The organism is Streptomyces pactum (genome assembly GCF_016031615.1).
GTDB lineage: Bacteria > Actinomycetota > Actinomycetes > Streptomycetales > Streptomycetaceae > Streptomyces > Streptomyces pactus.
In genome coordinates, this window is the sequence record NZ_JACYXC010000002.1 from 210,187 (window position 1) to 229,008 (window position 18,822).

Here is an 18,822-nt window from a genome sequence, read left to right on the forward strand (position 1 = left end):
CCCGCCGTTCCCCGCGCCGACCGCGCCGGGGAACGGCGGGCGGGGCCGGGCGCGGGAAGGAACCGGCGCCTGCCGCCCGCGGGCCCGTGCCCGGGCGACGGCGTGCGGCGATGCCCGGCCCGCGGTCGGTCAGCCGAGGCGCTTGTAGAAGAAGCTGCAGTCCCGCAGCGTGCCCCGGGGGTCGGCCGCGTAGTCCGGCACGATCCCGTACCGGGTCCAGCCGGCCGCGCGGTACAGGCTCTCCGCGGCGCTGCCCGTCTCGGTGTCCAGCAGCAGCAAGGTGGCACCGGCCCGGGCGGCGGCCTCTTCGGCGGTGGCGAGCAGCGCCCGGCCCAGGCCCTTGCCGCGGGCGTCGCGGTGCACCATGAGCTTGACGACCTCGGCGCGGTGCCGGCCGTTGGCCTTGGACTCCCGGGCCAGGCTCACGGTGCCGCTGACGCCCCGGGGTCCGTGGGCCACCCATACGGTGAGACTGCCGTCGGCGACGGCGGGCCGCCGGGCGTGCCACCAGGCCGCCGCCTCCGGCGGGCCGAACGGGGCGACGAAGCCCAGTGAGGAGCCGTCGGTCACCACATCGGCGAGGAGCCGGGCCAGGCCCGGTACTTCCGCGGGGAAGTCGTCGGGGGACAGACGGGTGATGGTGAGGGTGGTGTCCACGGAATCCTCGCTTCTCGGACCGCCGGGCAATCCCGGCGGCGGGTGGGCGCCCTGCCGGGCGCGGGGCCGGGGCGCCGCTCAGGGCAGCACGATCAGCAGGGCGTAACGGGCCGGCGCCGGGCCCGGGCAGCGGAACCGCGACGGCCCCCACAGCCGGAACCGCAGGCAGTCGCCGGCCCCCACCCGGTGCGCGTCCCCGTCCACGGTCACCTCCAACTCGCCCGCCAGTACCCAGATGTGTTGCTCCAGACCGGGCACCGGTGGGCCGTCGTAGGAGATGTCCGCGCCGGGCCGCAGGAGACCCTCCACCACCTCGCCCCGCAGCCCGGGGTGCGGCGGTGACACCGAACGCCGTTCGAACCCGGACGCGGCGTCGTGCCACACGGTCTGACCGTCCGCCCGGATCATCTGCGGGGGCTCGGACTCCACCTCGGCCAGCAGGCGGGACATCGTCCGCCCGTGTGCCGCGCAGAGCCGGTTGAGCAGCGCCGCGGTCGGGCTGATCTCGGCGCGCTCCAGGCGGGACAGCGTCGAGCGGCTGATGCCGGTGCGCTGTGCCAGCTCCTCCAGTGACCAGCCGCGGGCCGCCCGCAGCCGGGCGAGCCGGTCCGCCAGCCGCGCGTCCATGGTCTCCGGGTCCACCGGTTCCGCCGGGGCCACCGGTTCCACCGGGTTGTCCGGCTCGGAGCCCGGATGCAGGACGCCCCCATTGATCTTTCCCATATCCGGGATTCTATCCCGGATATGGGAGGCCCATCGATCGGGGGTGGGGAGAGCCGGTACGCGGCGGGGCCCGTGGACCGGGCGGAGCGCCCGGCGGTGATCGCGGAACGGCGGAATACCTTCGCGAACCGGCCGGGCCGACCCCGTAAACTCGGCCACCGCTCCGGCCTCGGCGGGAGACCCGGGCAGCCGACTTGGAAGGGTTCGACAACGTGAGTTACACCAGCAAAGCCGAAGCGCCGATCTACGACCGCCTCGTGCAGGAGAGAGGCGACGTGCCGGCCGAGGTGCGTCAGACCGCCGAACGGACCCTGCGGGAGGTGGAGCGGGCGATGGACTTCCGGGTCCCCCGCCCGCTCGCTCGCTGACCTCACGCAGGGCGCCGCCGACCGTGCGCGGGGCGGCCGGCGGCCGGAATCCCGGGCCGCCGCCCCCTGACACGGCGCCACCACCGTCCGGTGCCGCGCCGCGGCCGCCACGCCGCCGCCCCACCGGCACCCTGCGGCAGAGCCGCCGTACGACCGCCGCCCTGTGGACGCGCGCCTGAGCCGACGCCGTGACGCCGGTGCCCCGGCGGGCCGACGCCGCCACCGCCGCGCGGCCTCCGCCGCCGTGTTCCCCAACGCCCGCGCCGCTTCCCGGCACCCCGTCGCCTCCGGCACCGTGTCTTCCCGGTCCCTCGCCGTCTCTCCGGGCACCGTGGCACGTCCCGGGCACCTCGCTCTCCTCCCGGTGTGCCGTGCCGTGGCCGCTGATGCCGCGCCCGGTCCCGCCGGGCCGCTCCGCCTCCGGTCGGCCGGCGCCGGTCGCCGAAGGGGCGCCGGGTACCCCCCGTCCCTCCGGCCGCCGGTGCTGCCCGGGCCGGGCGCCGGTGGTGCCGGGCGTCGTGGTGCGCGCCCCGGTTCCAGCCGTCGGGCCGCCACCCGGCGGCTGATGGGTGGTGAGGTGCGGACGCCGCGGCGCGGCGGAATCCGGACAGCGCACCGGCCGGATCCCCGCTGTCTTTACGGGCGTTTTCCCCACCTTGCCCCATCCGCGGGCCACCGCCGCGGCCGCTCGTGACCAGGGAATGGAGTGATGCCGGTCACGCGGAACGGGCGCGGTGTTAGTCATTCCCGTGGCACGTGACCCGCACGGTGCCCGGCCACCGGGGTGCGGCCCCGCCCTCGTCACGCGCCGGCCACCGCACGGTGGGCGCGCCGGGCCCGTTCCCGGAGCGGCGCGGCCCGCCACCGGACGGGTCCGGTGCGTCCCGCCGCTCCGGCAGGTCAGCCGCCGAACACCTGGGTCCAGTACGTGCCGGCGGTGCCGCCCGCCGTGTAACCGACACCGAGCCAGGTGAAGTCGGGGGAGAGGATGTTGGCCCGGTGGCCGGGGCTGTCCATCCAGTCCTGCACCACCCCGGCGGGGGTGCGCCGGCCGCAGGCGATGTTCTCGCCGATGGTCCGGTGTCCGCACCCCGCGGCGGCGGCCCGGTGCCACGGCTCGCGCCCCTCGGGGCTGGTGTGGGCGAAGAAGTCGCGGGCCGCCATGTCGTCACTGTGGGCCTGCGCGGCGGCGGTCAGCGAGGCGTCGTGGGCGAGCGGCCCCAGACCGGCGGCGGCCCGCTCGGCGTTGGTGAGCGCGATGACCTCCGCCGCGAGCCGGGCCAGCCCCGCCGAGGAGTACGGCTCCGCCCACACCACGGTCCAGTACATCCCGTCCGGGCCGCCCCCGACCGCCCGGCCGGCGCCCACGTGAACCAGGCGGCGGTCACGGAACGGCCCCCCGCGCCCTTCCTCACCGAGGCAGAACGCCACCAGCTCGGCGGCCGTCCGGGCCCCCGCGACCAGGTGTTCGGCGACGGCCAGGCACCGGTATCCGGCGGCGGCGACCCGGTGGTGGACGGAGGTCCCGTCCGGACCCACCGCGCCGAGCACTCCACGGGCGGCCATCGCCTCGGCATGGGCCCGGGCCGCCGCCGCGAGCCGCGCGTCGAACGCCACCGGCGGAACGCCGAACCGCAGCCGTGCCGCGTTCACGGCGTCGAGGAAACCGTCCGGCACCGCCCCGCCACCCGGGGCGGCCGCCACCACCCCGGCCGCGGCTCCGGGGTTCGTGGCACCGGTCGGCCCGGCGCCCGGACCGGGGACGGTGGGACGGTCCGGGCGTCCGGACCGCGCGGGACCGGACCGCGCGGGTGGGGCGGCGTCGTCCAGGACGTCCACCCCGAAGTCCCGGGCCACGCCCGCCAGTCCGTCCGCGTACCCCTGCCCCAGCGCGCGCAGCTTCCAGCCGGTGCCCCGCCGGTACAGCTCGGCGAGGAGCAGCACCGTCTCCCCGGAGGGCGGGGGCGGGGTGAATCCGGCGACCGGCACCCCGTCCGCCCCCAGGACGCTCAGGGCGGGCACCGGCAACCGCCCGAACGGGGCGGCGGGGTCGGCGGGGGAGACCACCACCGTGACCCGGCCGGCCCCTGGGCGCAGCCGCCGGGGTTCCACGGTCACGGTGTCGCCCCGCAGCCGCGCGCCGGGTGCCGAGGGCTGGTTGAAGAAGACGAAGTCGCCGTCCCCGGACACCCTTCCGTCGTCACCGGTGATCAGCACCGAGACGTCGAAGGGGCCGGGCACGCGCAGGGACAGCGGGCCGTCGGGCAGCTCCGTGTTGCCGCCCGCCACCAGCTCCCGCACCTCGCCACCTCCGTCCCGACGGTCCACGTCCCGTCCGGGGCCGGCACCGCCCCAACGGGTTCCGGTCGGAGAACGCCCGGGTGCCGCCAGGGGTTCCGTGCCGGGCGGATCGTCGCGACGGGCAGCCGGTCATGACCGGCCACCGCCGTCGGGCGGCCGGGTCACCGACGGTCCGGCCGGGGTGGGACGGCGGTGGCCGAAACGGGACGGCGGTGACCGGGACCGGGACGGCGGCCTGGCGATGGGCGGAGGCCCGGGCAGGGGCGGTCCGTCTCCCGCCGTGGGCGTCCGCCGGCCGGGGGCGCCGCGGAGTGCGGAGCCGGGGTCGCCGGGCGCGGGCGGCGACCGCGGGGGCCCGGACCGCCGACGCGTCAGGTTGCCGGTCCCAGGGCGTCGGACCGCGCCCGGCCCCGGCCTCCGCCGGCTTGCGGCCCTGTCCGCCGACCGCGGTCGTCAGGGCCCTGCCCGTGGCCCACCGGCGTTCCCCCGGCCGACTGCCGGGCTCCCTCCGGCCAGCTGCCGGGCCTCCGCAGACGGACCGCCGCACGGGCGGCCGCGCGGAGTGCCGGTGCGCCGGCGCCCGCAGCCGCCCGGGCCGGGTCGGTCCGTGACGGCCGGTGCACGGCATCGATCCGAACGGCATGACAGCCCACGGTGTGGCCGGTCCGGTGCCTGACGGTACGGCGGCTCGGGGTGCGTCGGTCGCCGGGTGACGGCTCATGGCCGGGTGGTGAAGCAGCCGAGTGAGGAGTCGGGCAGTGACCGGACACGGGTCCCGAACGGGCGGCTGATCCGGTCGAGCACGGCGAGCAGCCACGCGCGGTCCTCGGCCGAGGCGTGCCACAGCCGCATCCGCCGGGCGTGCAGCGGGTGGACGCGCAACGAGCGGAGCCGGCCGGTGGCCCCCTCCACCGTGGCCAGGTAGAGCGGCCGCAGGTCGTCCCGGTACCGCTCGTACCCCTCGATGCCCTCGTAGTCGTCGATCAGGTCGCCGCAGCCGTACAGCACCAGCCGGCCGCGGTAGACCTCCACCGGACGCGGGTGGTGCGAGGAGTGGCCGTGCACCAGGTCCACCCCGCCGTCCACCAGCGCGTGCGCGAACCCGACGTCCTCGGGGGAGACCTGGTAACCCCAGTTGGAGCCCCAGTGGACCGAGACCACCGTCACGTCACCGGGTCGTGCCGCCCGGCGGAGCCGTCCGGCCACGTCCGCCGCGGCGGCGGCCGTGGGCCGTTCCACCAGCGCCACTCCGCTCCGGTCGGCGGTGGCCGCCCAGTGCGGTGGAATGCCGCTGGACGGCATGCCGATCGCGAGGATCACGACGCGCCGGCCGCCGCCGACCGGCACGAGGGCGGGCCGCCACGCCCGGGCGGAGTCCAGGCCCGCACCCGCCGTCCGCAGCCGGGCCGCGGCCAGCTGGTCGAGGGTCTCGGCCAGCCCCGGGCGGCCGAAGTCCAGCACATGGTTGTTCGCCAGGACACAGACGTCCGGGCGGACCGAGGCCAGGCAGGGCAGGTTCGCCGGCGCCATCCGGTAGTGGATGCCCTTGTCCGGGGCGTAGCTGTCCGCTTGGGTGACACCGGTCTCCAGATTGATCACGCGGACGTCGGGGGCGGCCGTGTCGAGCACCGCCGCGGCGTCCCCCCACGGCCAGCCGAAGTCCACCGGGCGGGGGATCGGCCCGTTCGCCGCCTCCGCCAGCTCCACATAGCCGCGCGCGTCCCGGATGTACGACTCCCGCAGCTGCGGGTCACCCGGATGCGGAAGGATCTGGTCGACCCCGCGGCCGAGCATCACGTCGCCGCACAGCGACAACGTGACCAGGTCGCCGCTCACTCCTCCAGGCTAGGACGCCCGGCGGCCGGCCCGCGCCCTCGTACACGCCCCCCGCCTTCGGCGGGTCCGGCTTCCGTGCCGGGCCCGGTGTGTCGGGCTTCCGTGCCGGGCCCGGTGCGTACGGTTTCCGTGCCCGTCCGGTGTGCGTACGGCTCCGCGTACGGTTTCCGTGCCGGGTCCGGCCCGTACGGCTTCCGCGCCGGCCCCCGCCTCGGCGACGCCGATCCTGTGCTGCGTGTGCCCGGCCCCCGACGCCCGGGACTCCGGCCCTCGGGCTTCCGGCGGCCCGCGTCCCGCGAGGCGGCCCGCTCCCGGGTGCGTCCTGCTCCCCCGTGGTGGCGGCGCGCTCGGCGCTGTTCGGCCATGCGGTGACGTGGCCGCGCCGGCTCCGGGTGCTGCCGCCGGGGGTGCCTCGTGCCGGTCCGGCAGGTCGCGAAGGCCGGTACGGCGGCCGAGCGGCGCCTGTACCGGCCGGTGGCGCGGCCGCGCACCGCGTGGATCCGCGGGCTTGCGCCGGCACCGGGGACGCTGCCGGCCGTGCCGGAGGGCTGGCGGGTCCAGGGCCGGGGCGGATGTGTGCCCCGCCGGTGAAAGCCGGCCGGGGCACGGGTGTCATCCGGCGTCGTAGCGACGGCGCGCGCTCTCGATCTCTTCATGGTGGTCCGTGACCCACTGGGCGAGCGCGTGGACGATGGTGCGCAGGCTCTCGCCCAGTGGCGTCAGTTGGTACTCGACGCGCGGGGGCACCTCGGCGTAGACGGTGCGGGAGACGACTCCGTCGCGTTCCAGGTGGCGCAGGGTGAGGGTGAGCATGCGCTGGGAGATGCCCGGAACCCGCTGCTGCAGGGCGCTGAACCGCAGGGGACCGCGGCTGAGGATGCCGATGACCAGGACGGACCACTTGTCGCCGATCCGGTCGAGGGTCTCCCGGACCGTCCGGCCGTTGTCCGGCCAGCTCTCGCACGGGTGGGGGGCATCGGCGGGCCAGGCGTCGTCCTGGTGCGGGGCGGCGGCACGGTCAGGATCACCGGTGTGCTCTGCGTACATCAATGTGCCTTTTGTGAGGTTGTCACTGCATCCCTATGGTGGGGCTACGCACTAATCGTAACCAAGCGAGGAGTGACATGCCGGTCCAGCGTCTCAACCACGCCGTGCTCCACGTCCGCGACGTCGAGCGCAGCATCTCCTTCTACACCGACGTGCTGAACTTCCGCGTCAACCACCGCCTCCACGCCGACGGCGACCAGGTGCCCGAGGCCGCGTTCCTGCAGGCCGAGGGGTCGAGCAACGACCACGACCTGGCCCTCATGCAGATCGAGGGCCCGGCTTCCCCGCAGAGCCCGGGCCGACGTCCCGGGCTCGCGCACCTGGCGTGGGAGGTGGACACCCTGGCCGAACTCCGGCAGATCCGCGGCAAGCTGCTGCGGGCAGGTCTGCTGACCCATGAGATCGACCACGGCACCACCGCGTCGCTGTACGCCGACGACCCGGACGGCCTGAAGTTCGAGGTGTGCTGGCTGGTGCCCGCCGACAGGATCAACGAGGTGACCCGCGAGGCCTTCGCACCGCTCGACCTGGACGCGGTCATCGCGCGATTCGGCACCGACCTCCCCGGCGGGACCGGCAGCTGCGCTCCGGCTCGCCACTGAACCGGCGAGCGCTGTCCTCCCCCGGCGGGCCGTCGGGCGCGGCCCGCCGGGGCGCGGTCTCCCCCCGCCCCGGCGGACCACCCCGCTGTCCAGCGGGCTCCCGTAACCAAGGCGGGCGGCGGGCACCGCGCCGCCGGCCGCCCGTCCCGGGTTGGGCCGAAGGAGTCACCCCGGCGCCCGTACCCGTTTCGTTCGTTGACGGGGTGTCAGGACGCCGATTCACTCACGCGGGGGGAGCACGTCCGCGCGGCGCGGGCACGTCCGCCGTGTCCCGCCGCATGCCGAAGGGAGAGCCCGTGCGCCGGATGAGGCCCCGCCCGGGACGTACCGCGCTGCTCGTCACCGCCGGCCTGCTCGTCACGGCCCTCCCGCACGCCTCGGCCGGGCCCTCGGCCGCGACGGACGGACCGGTGCCCTGGATCACCGCCGGCGCCGCCGTGCACCCGGTGCGGGAGGGCCGGACCGCCACCGTGACGCTCACCGTGACCACCGCGGACGGGACACCGCTGGACCGCCCGGTCACCGTCGGCCACACCGCCGCCGGCGGCACCGCCACTGCGGGCGCCGACTACGCCCCGGCCACCGGCACCGTCACCTTCCCGGCGGGCACGCCCTCCGGCGCCCGGCGCGCCGTCCGGCTCCGCACGGTGCGGGACCCGAGGCCCGAGGTGGCCGAGACCGTCCGGTTGCGGCTGCGGGCCACCGGCGCCGCCGTGCCCGCGACCGGCCCGCTGGTGGTCATCGACGCGCACGGCCTGCCCTACCTCGACACCCGGCTCCCGGTGCACCGCAGGGTGCGGGACCTGCTGGGCCGGATGACCCTCGCCGAGAAGATCGGCCAGATGACCCAGGCGGAACGCCGGGCGCTGCGGACACCGGGCGACATCGCCACCCACCACCTCGGCTCCCTGCTCTCCGGTGGGGGTTCGGCCCCCAGCCCCAACACGCCACGGGCGTGGGCCCGGATGGTGGACGGCTTCCAGCTGCGCACCCGCGCCACCCGGCTGCAGATCCCGCTGCTCTACGGCGTGGACGCGGTGCACGGCCACAACAACGTCACCGGCACCGTGATCATGCCGCACAACATCGGATTGGGCGCCGCCCGTGACCCGCGCCTCGCCGAGCGCACCGCGGCGGTCACCGCCACCGAGACGCGGGCCACCGGCGTGCCCTGGACCTTCGCCCCCTGCCTGTGCGTCACCCGCGACGAACGCTGGGGCCGCTCGTACGAGTCCTTCGGCGAGGACCCGGCGCTGGTCACCGCGCTGACCTCGGTCGTCCGCGGCCTCCAGGGCGCACCGGACGGCCGGGACCTGGACCGCCCGGACAAGGTGCTGGCCACCGCCAAGCACTACGTGGGCGACGGCGGCACCGCCTACGGGTCCTCCTCCACCGACGGCTACACCATCGACCAGGGCGTCACCCGGGTCCGCCGGGCGGAACTGGAAGCGGTCCACCTCGCCCCGTACCGCCGGGCGGTGCGCCGCGGTGTCGGCTCGGTCATGCCGTCCTACTCCTCGGTGGACCTCCTCGGCGACCGCGCCGGACCGGTGAAGATGCACGCCCACGCCGAGCTGATCAGCCGGGTGCTCAAGGGGCGGATGGGCTTTCGCGGCTTCACCGTCAGCGACTGGCAGGCCATCGACCAGCTCCCCGGCGACTACGCCGACGACGTGCGCACCTCGGTCAACGCCGGCCTCGACATGATCATGGTGCCGAACGCCTACCGGACCTTCCAGCGGACGCTGCGGGCCGAGGTGGCGGCGGCCCGGGTGAGCACCGCGCGGATCGACGACGCGGTCTCCCGCATCCTCACCCAGAAGTTCCGGCTCGGCCTCTTCGAACGGCCCTACGCGGACACCTCACGGCTGCCGGACGTCGGTTCGGCCGGGCACCGGGCGGTGGCCCGGGAGGCCGCCGCCGCCTCCCAGGTCCTGCTGAAGAACGCGGGCGGGCTGCTGCCCCTGAAACCCACCCAGAAGGTGTACGTGGCCGGGTCCAACGCCGACGACCTGGGGCACCAGGCCGGCGGCTGGACCATCAGCTGGCAGGGCTCCTCCGGCGACATCACCCGCGGCACCACCGTCCTGGACGCCATGCGGCGGGCCGCCCCGGGCGCGGCCATCACCTACTCCGAGGACGCCTCCCGGCCCGTCCGCGGCCACGACGTGGGGGTGGTCGTGGTCGGCGAGGCCCCGTACGCGGAGGGCGTCGGCGACGTGGGCAACGGCCACGACCTGGCGCTGTCCGCCGCCGACCGGGCCGCCGTGGACCGGGTCTGCGCCGCGCTGCGCTGCGCCGTGCTGGTGGTCTCCGGACGGCCCCAGCTCATCGGCGACCGCCTGGGGGCCATCGACGCCCTGGTCGCCTCCTGGCTGCCGGGGACGGAGGGCGACGGGGTCGCCGACGTCCTCTACGGCCGGCGGCCGTTCACCGGCCGGCTGCCGGTGAGCTGGCCCCGCTCCGCGGCGCAGCTGCCGATCAACGTGGGCGACCGCGACTACGATCCGCAGTTCCCCTTCGGCTGGGGTCTCACCACACCGCACCCGGCCCCCGCCGGCGACGGTGCCGCGCGGCTGAGGTCCCTGGCCGCCGCCGCGGCCGCGACCGAGCGCGCCGGACAGGCCCGCTCCGCGCGGGGCGACCGGATCGCCGGCGCGGCCCGGGCCGTCGTGCAGGCCAGGGTCGGCACCCGGCTCACCCCGGCGGTGGCCCGGCCCTTCGCCGAGGCCGACCATCTGCTGCTCACCGGCGACCTGACCGGCGCCGTCGCCCGGCTCACCGACGCCTACCGCGCCGCCCGCTGAACCGTCCGCCCGCCCGCGAGGCGCCGGACGGCGGCCCGGGGCCCGGGACCTGACACCGTGCCGGCCGGCGCACGGCACGGACATTCCGGTACCGGTCCGGCGCGGGCCTGTGGCACCGCCACCGGCCCGGCGCCCGGTACGGACGTTCCGCCGTGCGGCGCCGGCCGGTCAGCGGGCGTCGAACAGGGCCGGTTCCCCGGTCGGGGCGAAGAACCGGGCGACGTCCTCCGGCGTGACCTCGGAGAGGGCGGCCGGCGACCAGCGGGGCCGGCGGTCCTTGTCCACGACCTGGGCACGGATGCCCTCCACCAGATCGGGGGCGGACAGCCCCGCGCAGGAGACGCGGTACTCCTGCTCCAGCACGTGTTCCAGGGAGTCCAGCCCGCGGGCGCGGCGCAGCGCGGCGAGGGTGACCTTCAGCGAGGTGGGCGACTTGGCCAGCACGGACTGGGCCGCCTCCTTCGCCGCCGGCTCCCCGGTGGCCAGCAGCCGCTCCACGATCTCCTCGACCGAACCGCCGGCGTAGCAGTGGTCGATCCACTCCCGCTGATCGGCGAGCACACCCGGCGGCGGCTCCTCGGCGTACCGGGCGACCACCTCCCCGGGGGAGGAGGTGGCGAGCGCGGCCACCGCCTCCGGCAGCCGGGCGCTCGGCACGTAGTGGTCGGCCAGTCCGCACAGCACGGCGTCCGCCGCGCCGACCGCGGCCGCGGTGAGCGCCAGATGGGTGCCCAGCTCGCCGGGGGCCCGGGAGAGCAGGAACGTCCCGCCCACGTCGGGAATGAACCCGATACCGGTCTCCGGCATGGCGATCCGGGAGCGTTCGGTGGCGATCCGCACGCTGCCGTGCGCGGACACCCCGACCCCGCCGCCCATCACGATGCCGTCCATGAAGGCGACGTACGGCTTGGGGTAGCGGGCGATCCGGGCGTTGAGCCGGTACTCGTCCCGCCAGAAGTCCGCCGACGCCCGCCCGCCGCCGGCGCGTACGTCGTCATGGATGGCGCGGATGTCCCCACCCGCGCACAGGCCGCGGTCGCCGGCGCCGGTGACGACCACCGCGGCGACCGAGTCGTCGGCTTCCCAGGCGTCGAGCGCGGTGGCGATGTCCCGCACCATCGTGTGGGTGAGGGCGTTCAGGGCGCGCGGGCGGTTCAGGACCAGACGGCCCGCGTGGCCGTCGGTCCACACCAGTACCGGGGCTTCCTCGTTCACCGGGCGGCCCTCCTGGGCCCGCGGGCCACGATGTCACGCATGATCTCGTCGCTTCCTTCCGTCGTCCGGCGCCGGGTGGTGCCGCCCAGCTTGCCTCAGCGGCCCGGCGGCCCGGACACCGGCCCCGCCCCTGCCCCCGGGGCACTTTCCCGCCCCGGGGCCCGGCGCCCGGGCTCCCGGGGCCTCGCCCCGGCACCCCGGCCCGGCGCTCGGATGCCGGCACTCCGGTGGCCCGCCGGCCGGTGGTCCCGTCGGCGGCCTGCTGGTGACGCCGCGGCCGGCGGGGTGCCGGAAGACCGCCGGATCACCGGACGCGCGGGCGCTCCCCCCCCAGGCGCCGCGGGACCGCCGGACGGGTCGGTCGCCCCTCCCGGGCGCGGTGCGGCCGCCGGACGGACGGGGTACTCCTCCGGTCGGCGGGAGCGCACCGGCGGCGACCGCCGCACCCCGCCGCCGCCCCGGCCACACCGCTCCACCGCCGAGGCGGCCGCCCCGGGCCCGGCACCCGGGACCGCACGGGCCCCGCCGCCCGGTGCCGCACGGCCCGGGGCCCGGACGGGGAGTCGCGGGGCGTCCACGGGGTACCCGCACCAACCGTGACCCGGTGCAACGGGTGCCGGGGCGCCGTCCGGAAAGGAGGCGGGCCATGTGGGAACAGACGCCCTCCCAGGCCGAGGGCGAACGGGACGAGGACGAGCAGGACGTGACGGGGACCGGGCGCCGGCTGCCCGGCACCGAGCGGCACCCGGACGTGCCCCGGACCACCCCCTCCCAGGCCGAGGGGGAACGCGACGAGGAGGAGTGACCCGGCCGGGCGGTCGGCCCCGTGCCCGCCCGGCCCGGCCCACCGGGCCCCGCACCCACCCTGCCTGCCGGGGCCCCGCAGCCGCCCGGACCCTGCCCGCCCCGGTCCGGGGCGGTGCGCGTGGCGGGCGCGGCGCGCGGCCCCCGCCGGGCTCGGCCGTTGGGGGGAGAAGGCGGCCCCGGCGGCGTGCGGTGGACTCCCGGCCGGCATCCGTGCCGCTAGCGTCCCTCGGACAACGACCGAGGCCCGCCGGTGCCCCCGGGGCTCCGGCCCGGGGCCGCCGGCCGCGGACGGGAGAGGAGGCCGGTGCGGACGTGAGCGGCGCGGACACCATCAGCGCCGGGGCCGGGCACGGTACCGGGGCCCGCCACGGGCCCGCCGGGCGGTCGCGGTGGCTCCGGTACGCCCGGCGGACGCCGCGGCCCCGGCCGGGCCGGGTACGGCCCGCCGCAGGGCTCGCCTGTGTCGCGGTCCTGCTGCTGGGCGTCGGCTGCGCGAGCCTGGACGAACGCCGCTCCGGGGCCCGTGCGGCGGCGCTCGCCTTCCAGCACGCGCTGCGCGACCGGAACGGCGCCGCGCTGTGTGCCGTACTCGCACCGCAGACGCGGGAAGAGGTGGTGCGGACGGCGAAGATCCGCTGCCGGGACGCGGTGCTGGAGGAGGACCTGCCGCGCGCCGGCGGGGTCCGCGAGGTGGATGTGCACGGCCGGCAGGCCCGGGTGGTGCTCACCGGTGACACCCTCTTCCTGTCCCACATCGCCGCACGGTGGAAGGTGGTCGCGGCGGGCTGCACCCCGCGCCCGGGCCGGCCCTACGAGTGTGCCGTGCAGGGCGGGTGACGGCCGGTGCGGACCATGTTCATGCTCTGTCTGCTCGTCATCGTCCTCGGGCTGACGTACAGCATCGTGGTGGGGGTGACCCAGCGGTGAGGGTGCCGCGCTTCGTCCGGGAGAACGGCCTCGGCCTCGCCTTCGGGACGGCCTTCTTCGCCGCCCTCGCCGGCCAGGCGGTCGCCGGGCACGCGGAGTTCAACAACGAACTCGCCACCGACGGGTTCCCGGCCATCGGTTTCGGCGCCTACGTCACCTCGTCCGACTTCGCCGTGGACGTGATGGAGAACTGGCAGTCGGAGTACCTGCAGTTCTTCCTCTACCTCTACCTCACGGTCTGGCTCGTCCAGCGGGGCTCGCCGGAGTCCAAGGAACTGGGCCGGGAGGGCCGCGAATCCCACGAGGAGCAGCGGATCGGCCGTCACGCGCGCGCCGACTCGCCGCGCTGGGCGAGCGTCGGCGGGGTGCGGCAGACGCTGTACGGGACCTCCCTCGGGCTGGTCATGGGCGCCGTCTTCCTGCTGTCCTGGCTCGCCCAGTCCATCAGCGGGGTCGCCGCCTTCAACGAGGAGCGGCTGCGCCGGCTGCAGGCTCCGGTGGGCTGGGCGGACTATCTGGGTTCGGCGGAGTTCTGGAGCCGTACGCTGCAGAACTGGCAGTCGGAGTTCCTCGCCATCGCCTCCATGGCGGTGCTCTCCATCTACCTGCGGCAGCGCGGCTCACCGGAGTCGAAACCGGTGGGCGCCGCCCACACCGCCACCGGCGTCGAGGGCTGACCCGGCGGCGTCCGGGCCCGGCACCGGCCCGCCGCTCCCGGCCCGCCACCGGCGGCTCCCGGCGTCGTGCCGCCCCGCCACCGGCGGCTCCCGGCGTCGTGCCGCCCGGGCTCCGGCGGGGTGCCGGAGCCCGCGGCGGCGGGCGGGTACGGCTCGCGGTGCGCACTCCGGGCGCGTGTCCGGGGCGCGGTGGTACGGGGAGGGGCGAGGCCCTTCGACGGCGGCCCGGCCGGGGCGGTGCGAACCGCCCCCGACAGGGCCCGGATCGCCGACGGGACCCGCGCCCCCCGACGGGACCGGCGTTGCCGGCCGGAGCCGTGTCGTCGGCCGGGACGTGGCCCGGCAGCCGGCCCGTCGCCCGGCTCAGCGGCCGAGCGCGTCCTTGAGCTGCTCCTTGTTCATCTGCGAGCGCCCCTCGATGTTGCGCTTCTTCGCCTCCGCGTACAGCTGGTCCCGGGTGGGGCCCTGCGACCCCGACCCCGAGCGCTGCCCGCCCCGCCGGGAGGACGACGTGTCCTGGGTGGAGGTACGGCTCGCCGTGCGCGACTCGCCGGAGCGCGCCCGCTCCTTGTTGACGGTGCGCGCCGCCATCTCCTTGGCGCGCTTGTCACTCGCGCCGCGCTCCTTCGCGCCTTCCTTGATGTGCTCGTACTGGCGCTCACGCTTGGGACTCGAACCCCTCGGCACGTCTGACACCTCCCGTCTCTCGGTGCCCGTCCGTCCGGCCCGTACCTGATGCGCGGGCGCGGAACGACAGGCGGACATATCGGGCGAATATCGTTACGTCTACCCGGAACGCGGGTCGGGTAACGCGGCACCGTGACCGGCCGGGCGGGCGTTGGTGCGGCCTGCCGGCGACCTGGCAGCGCCCGGCGGGGACCGTCACCGGGCGCGGGAACCGCCGGCCGGCACCGGGCACCGGACGACCGCACCGCCACCGGGCGTGCGGACCGGACGAGGCTCCCCGGACGAGCCGCCCCGGCACGGCATCCGGGGGAGCCGCCCGGGGAGAACAGCCCCCGGCGCGGCACCCAGGGGAGCCACCCCGGGAGAGCGGCCCGGGCAAGGTCCTCGGGAGCGGCGGAAGAACCGCGGAGAGAGCCGCCGGCGGAGGGAGCGCCTGCCGAGGGAGCCGCGGGGACGGCCGCCCGGGGAGGGCCCGTTCCCCGGGAGGAGGCGCCGGGCACCGGGACGGAGCGTCCGGGGCGGCGGCCGGCGGGCGTACTCCGCCGCCAGGTTTCCCGGCGCGCCGCCCGGGAACCCGCCGCAGCATGGTGCACATCGGATACACGATGATGACCGAGCAGGCCGGGCCGCGGGACCTCGTCGCGCACGTCGTCCGGGCCGAGCAGGCCGGCTTCGACTTCTCGGTCACCTCCGACCACTACTCGCCCTGGCTGGCCTCCCAGGGGCACGCCCCGCACGCCTGGAGCGTGCTGGGCGCCGCCGCGCAGGCCACCTCGCGGATTCCGCTGATGTCGTACGTCACCTGCCCGACCACCCGGTACCACCCCGCCGTGGTCGCCCAGCAGGCGGCCACCGTGCAGCTGCTCTCCGAGGGGCGCTTCCGGCTCGGCCTGGGCTCGGGGGAGAACCTCAACGAGCACGTGGTCGGCGGCGGGTGGCCGGGCGTCGCGACCCGTCACGAGAAGCTGACCGAGGCGGTGGAGATCATCCGGGCGCTGTTCGACGGCGGCACCGTCGACTACCACGGCGCGCACTTCGACGTCGAGGCCGCCAAACTGTGGGACCTGCCCGACCCGCCCCCGCCCATCGGCATCGCCGTCTCCGGGGAGAAGTCCTGCGCCCTGGCCGGCCGGTTCGCCGACCTGGTGATCGCCGTCGAGCCCCGGGCCGAGCTGCTGGAGGCCTTCGACCGGCACGGCGGCGCCGGCAAACCCCGGGTCGGCCAGCTGCCGGTCTGCTTCGACCGGGACCGGGACGCCGCGGTGCACCGGGCCCACGACCAGTTCCGCTGGTTCGGCGGCGGCTGGAAGGTCAACTCCGAACTGCCCGGCACCGGCGCCTTCGCCGACGCGACGCAGTTCGTCCGGCCCGAGGACGTCGCCGCGTCCATCCCCTGCGGGGACGACGTCCCGGCCTTCGTGGACGCGGTACGGCCGTACGTGGAGGCGGGATTCACCGAGATCGCGCTGGTCCAGGTCGGCGGGGACAGCCAGCTGCCGTTCCTGGAGTGGGCCGAGGAGAAGCTCCTCCCGGCGCTGCGCGAGCTGTGACCGGCGGGACGGCGGACCACCACGGGAAGGGAGCGCGAGCATGACCAGCCTCAGGCCGCCGGCGGACGACGGGACACTGCGCGTGGCCGTCGTGGGCGCCACCGGCAACGTCGGCACCGCGGTGCTCCGGACGCTCGCCGAGGACCCGCGGATCGGGTCCGTCGTCGGCATCGCCCGGCGGGTCCCGCGGGAGACGGTCCCCAAGGCCGAGTGGGCCGCCGCCGACATCACCGACGACAGCGCCGACCTGGTGGGGCTCTTCGCCGGGGCGGACGCCGTCATCCACCTGGCCTGGCTGTTCCAGCCGGCCCGGTACCCGGCCGTCACCTGGCGCACCAACGTACTGGGCAGCATCCGGGTGTTCGAGGCGGTGGCCACCGCGGGCGTGCCCGCCCTGGTGTACGCGTCCTCGGTGGGGGCCTACTCGCCGGGGCCCCAGGACCACGCGGTCCCGGAGAGCTGGCCCACCCACGGCTGGCCGGAGGCCGCCTACCCGCGCGAGAAGGCGTATGTGGAGCGGGTGCTGGACGCGTTCGAGCTGCGCCACCCCGGGATCCGGGTGGTCCGGCTGCGCCCGGGCTTCATCTTCCAGCGGGCGGCCGCCTCCGAACAGCGCCGGCTGTTCGCCGGTCCGCTCGTCCCGGGCCGGCTGGTCCGCCCCGGCGTGGTGCCGGTGGTGCCCGACCTGCCGGGGCTGCGCTTCCAGGCGCTGCACGCCGACGACGCCGCCGAGGCCTACCGCCTCGCGGTGGTCCGGCCGGTGCGCGGCGCGTTCAACATCGCCGCCGGTCCGGTGGTCGACCCGCGGCTGCTGGGCGAACTGCTGCGCGCCCGGGTGGTGCGGCTGCCCGCCGCCGCGGCCACCGCCGCGCTGCGTGCCCTGTGGCAGCTGCACGCCGTGCCGGTCCCCCCGGGGCTGCTGCGGACCGTACTGCGGCTGCCGCTCATGGACACCGGCCGGGCCGCCCGCGAACTGGGCTGGGAGCCGCGCCGGACCGCCCGGGACGCACTGGAGGAGCTTCTGCACGGCCTGCGGGAGGCCGCGGGCGGGCCCACCCCGCCGCTGGCCTCCGCCCCGCGCTGAGCCGCCCGCGGGACGGGACGTGAGCGGTGTCCCGGCCCGCGTCCGGTCCCCCGGGCGGTCCGCCCGGGGGACCGGAGCACCGCGGCCGCGGGGGCCACGCGTCAGCCGGTCACCACCACCCCCGTCCCGCCGCGCAGGATCGAGCCGAACAACTGCTGGAGGTCCGGCCCCGGGTCTATGCCGTACTCGTCCGCCAGCAGCGTCCGCGTCTGGTGGTACGCCTTCAGCGCCTCGGCCTGGCGGCCGGCCCGGTACAACGCTTGCATCTGCAACCAGCGCAGCCGCTCCCGGGTCGGGAACTTCATGCTCAGCGAGGTCAGGTCGGCCGCTATCAGCGAGGTGTCCTGACTCCGCGCCAGCTCGGCCTCCCAGCGGCTTTCCAGGGCGAGCAGCCTCAGCTCCTCCAACCGCGCCGAGGTCTGCGCGCCGAACGCGTCGTCGCACACTTCCGGATAGGGAACACCCCGCCACAGGGAGAGGCATTCCCGCAACACCCGGCCGGCCTGGTCATGATCTCCTTGCTGGAGCAATCGCCGGCCGTTCCGGAACAGCCGCTCGAACCGGTGGGCGTCCACGGTTTCCGGGTCCACGGCCAGCAGATAACCCGACGGTTCGCGCCGCAGCAGCCGGTTACGGCTCCGCGGCGGACGATCCGGTTCCAGCGCACGCCGCAGGTTCGACATATAGCTGTGCAGGCTCGCCATGGCCGCCCCCGGGGGATTGTGCGGCCACACCATTTCCTTCAGCTGGTCCGGCTCGACGGTCTGGCCAGGAGAGAGCAGCAGGGCCGCCAGTACCTTACGCTGACGGGCCGGCCCGAGATCCACCGGACAGCCGTCGCGCCACACCGTCAGCGGACCGAGAACACTGAACTGTAATCTCACGGCAAATGACATCGGCACTCCGTTCCCGTTACCTGCTGACAACGGTGCTGAGCCCTTGACCCCGGCACCGGTCCACTTGCCCGGAACAATCGAAGCGGACGATGCTGGGCATATCCAAGGAGCATCTTCCTCACGCTTGTCCGGGTGGCCGACCCTCGTCTTGCCTCGCCAATCACGTAGGGTGTACGGCTCCGCCGCAAAGGCCGGCGAACCCGTGTGCGAGGCTGGACGGCGGTGCCCCGCAGCCGCCCCCAGGAGCGGTGAAAGTTCTGTGACCGGACGACAACTCCTTTAGTCATTACGGAAGTTGACGGTCGGTTCGGCGCCGGTGCGGCAACCCGGACCGGACGCCGACCGGCGGGCGTCACCGCCGTGATCGAACTTCCGTACCACCGGGGCACACGGGAGCGCACCGCGCGGTAGTGACACTGGTCACAGGCCGGTGCCGGCAGTGTGGCCGGAAACACCTGCCTGGACGGCCACGTGGTGGACACCCCGCGGTCACGCCCGGCCCGGCCCGGCCCCGGCGGCGCCCCGGGCGGACGGGGCCGCGACGGCCGGCCGCCCCCTCCCCGATTTCCGCCGGGCGGCCATTGCCGCGGCCCGTCCGCATTATGTCCGCCGGTTGAAACATTATCCCCCCGGCTCCG

Annotated in this window: 16 protein-coding genes; 8 read left to right on the top strand and 8 right to left on the bottom strand. The window is 76.2% G+C overall.

The genetic code is table 11. From position 1 onward, the window contains the following. Positions 1-129: 129 nt before the first annotated feature. Both IHE55_RS29310 and IHE55_RS29315 read right to left on the bottom strand, forming a co-directional pair. Entirely contained in the window at positions 130-657 is a 528-nt protein-coding gene (locus IHE55_RS29310; RefSeq protein WP_197992442.1) for a GNAT family N-acetyltransferase, read from the bottom strand. A gap of 78 nt (positions 658-735) precedes the next feature. After that, a complete protein-coding gene (locus IHE55_RS29315; RefSeq protein ID WP_232267019.1) occupies positions 736-1,284 on the bottom strand; it encodes a helix-turn-helix domain-containing protein in 549 nt (182 codons plus the stop codon). Positions 1,285-1,592: 308 nt separating this feature from the next. Here IHE55_RS29315 and IHE55_RS29320 point away from each other — a divergent pair, with 308 nt between their 5' ends. After that, entirely contained in the window at positions 1,593-1,748 is a 156-nt protein-coding gene (locus IHE55_RS29320; protein ID WP_197992444.1) for a hypothetical protein, read from the top strand. A gap of 900 nt (positions 1,749-2,648) precedes the next feature. Here the strand turns inward: IHE55_RS29320 and IHE55_RS29325 are convergent. The 3 genes from IHE55_RS29325 to IHE55_RS29335 form a co-directional block, all read right to left on the bottom strand. Beyond that, a complete protein-coding gene (locus IHE55_RS29325; protein WP_197992445.1) occupies positions 2,649-4,049 on the bottom strand; it encodes a CAP domain-containing protein in 1,401 nt (466 codons plus the stop codon). A gap of 717 nt (positions 4,050-4,766) precedes the next feature. Beyond that, on the bottom strand, positions 4,767-5,885 hold the full coding sequence (locus IHE55_RS29330; protein WP_197992446.1) for a CapA family protein: 1,119 nt from the start codon (positions 5,883-5,885) through the stop codon (positions 4,767-4,769). Between the two features lie 612 nt (positions 5,886-6,497). Further along, a complete protein-coding gene (locus IHE55_RS29335) occupies positions 6,498-6,932 on the bottom strand; it encodes a winged helix-turn-helix transcriptional regulator (RefSeq protein ID WP_197992447.1) in 435 nt (144 codons plus the stop codon). A 77-nt stretch (positions 6,933-7,009) separates the two neighbouring features. Between IHE55_RS29335 and IHE55_RS29340 the strand changes: the two genes are divergently transcribed. After that, positions 7,010-7,534: a VOC family protein gene (locus IHE55_RS29340; RefSeq protein ID WP_197992448.1), complete on the top strand. Its 525-nt coding sequence runs from the start codon at positions 7,010-7,012 to the stop codon at positions 7,532-7,534. Between the two features lie 305 nt (positions 7,535-7,839). Further along, positions 7,840-10,341 carry a glycoside hydrolase family 3 protein gene (locus tag IHE55_RS29345; protein WP_232266974.1) on the top strand — a complete coding sequence of 834 codons (2,502 nt, stop codon included), beginning with the start codon at positions 7,840-7,842 and terminating at the stop codon, positions 10,339-10,341. Positions 10,342-10,509: 168 nt separating this feature from the next. Here the strand turns inward: IHE55_RS29345 and IHE55_RS29350 are convergent, their stop codons facing one another. Next, positions 10,510-11,556, bottom strand: coding sequence for an enoyl-CoA hydratase/isomerase family protein (locus IHE55_RS29350; protein WP_197992450.1), 1,047 nt, complete (start codon positions 11,554-11,556; stop codon positions 10,510-10,512). Between the two features lie 646 nt (positions 11,557-12,202). On the opposite strand from IHE55_RS29350, the gene IHE55_RS29355 reads away from it, so the two are divergent. The 3 genes from IHE55_RS29355 (at position 12,203) to IHE55_RS29365 (ending at position 13,967) form a co-directional block, all read left to right on the top strand. Continuing rightward, on the top strand, positions 12,203-12,361 hold the full coding sequence (locus IHE55_RS29355) for a hypothetical protein (protein ID WP_197992451.1): 159 nt from the start codon (positions 12,203-12,205) through the stop codon (positions 12,359-12,361). Between the two features lie 314 nt (positions 12,362-12,675). Then, a complete protein-coding gene (locus IHE55_RS29360; protein ID WP_307826935.1) occupies positions 12,676-13,200 on the top strand; it encodes a hypothetical protein in 525 nt (174 codons plus the stop codon). Between the two features lie 92 nt (positions 13,201-13,292). After that, positions 13,293-13,967, top strand: coding sequence for a DUF6766 family protein (locus tag IHE55_RS29365; RefSeq protein ID WP_197992603.1), 675 nt, complete (start codon positions 13,293-13,295; stop codon positions 13,965-13,967). 363 nt (positions 13,968-14,330) lie between these two features. Here the strand turns inward: IHE55_RS29365 and IHE55_RS29370 are convergent, their stop codons facing one another. Continuing rightward, the gene (locus IHE55_RS29370; RefSeq protein ID WP_197992452.1) at positions 14,331-14,654 is read right to left on the bottom strand and encodes a plasmid stabilization protein; all 324 of its coding nucleotides are present in this window, start codon (positions 14,652-14,654) and stop codon (positions 14,331-14,333) included. Positions 14,655-15,238: 584 nt separating this feature from the next. Here IHE55_RS29370 and IHE55_RS29375 point away from each other — a divergent pair. Together IHE55_RS29375 and IHE55_RS29380 are read left to right on the top strand one after the other, a co-directional pair. Next, the gene (locus tag IHE55_RS29375; protein WP_197992453.1) at positions 15,239-16,204 is read left to right on the top strand and encodes a TIGR03557 family F420-dependent LLM class oxidoreductase; all 966 of its coding nucleotides are present in this window, start codon (positions 15,239-15,241) and stop codon (positions 16,202-16,204) included. A gap of 40 nt (positions 16,205-16,244) precedes the next feature. Beyond that, positions 16,245-17,288, top strand: coding sequence for an NAD-dependent epimerase/dehydratase family protein (locus IHE55_RS29380; RefSeq protein WP_197992454.1), 1,044 nt, complete (start codon positions 16,245-16,247; stop codon positions 17,286-17,288). A 101-nt stretch (positions 17,289-17,389) separates the two neighbouring features. Here the strand turns inward: IHE55_RS29380 and IHE55_RS29385 are convergent, their stop codons facing one another. Continuing rightward, positions 17,390-18,184, bottom strand: coding sequence for an AfsR/SARP family transcriptional regulator (locus tag IHE55_RS29385; protein WP_197992455.1), 795 nt, complete (start codon positions 18,182-18,184; stop codon positions 17,390-17,392). Positions 18,185-18,822 lie beyond the last annotated feature (638 nt).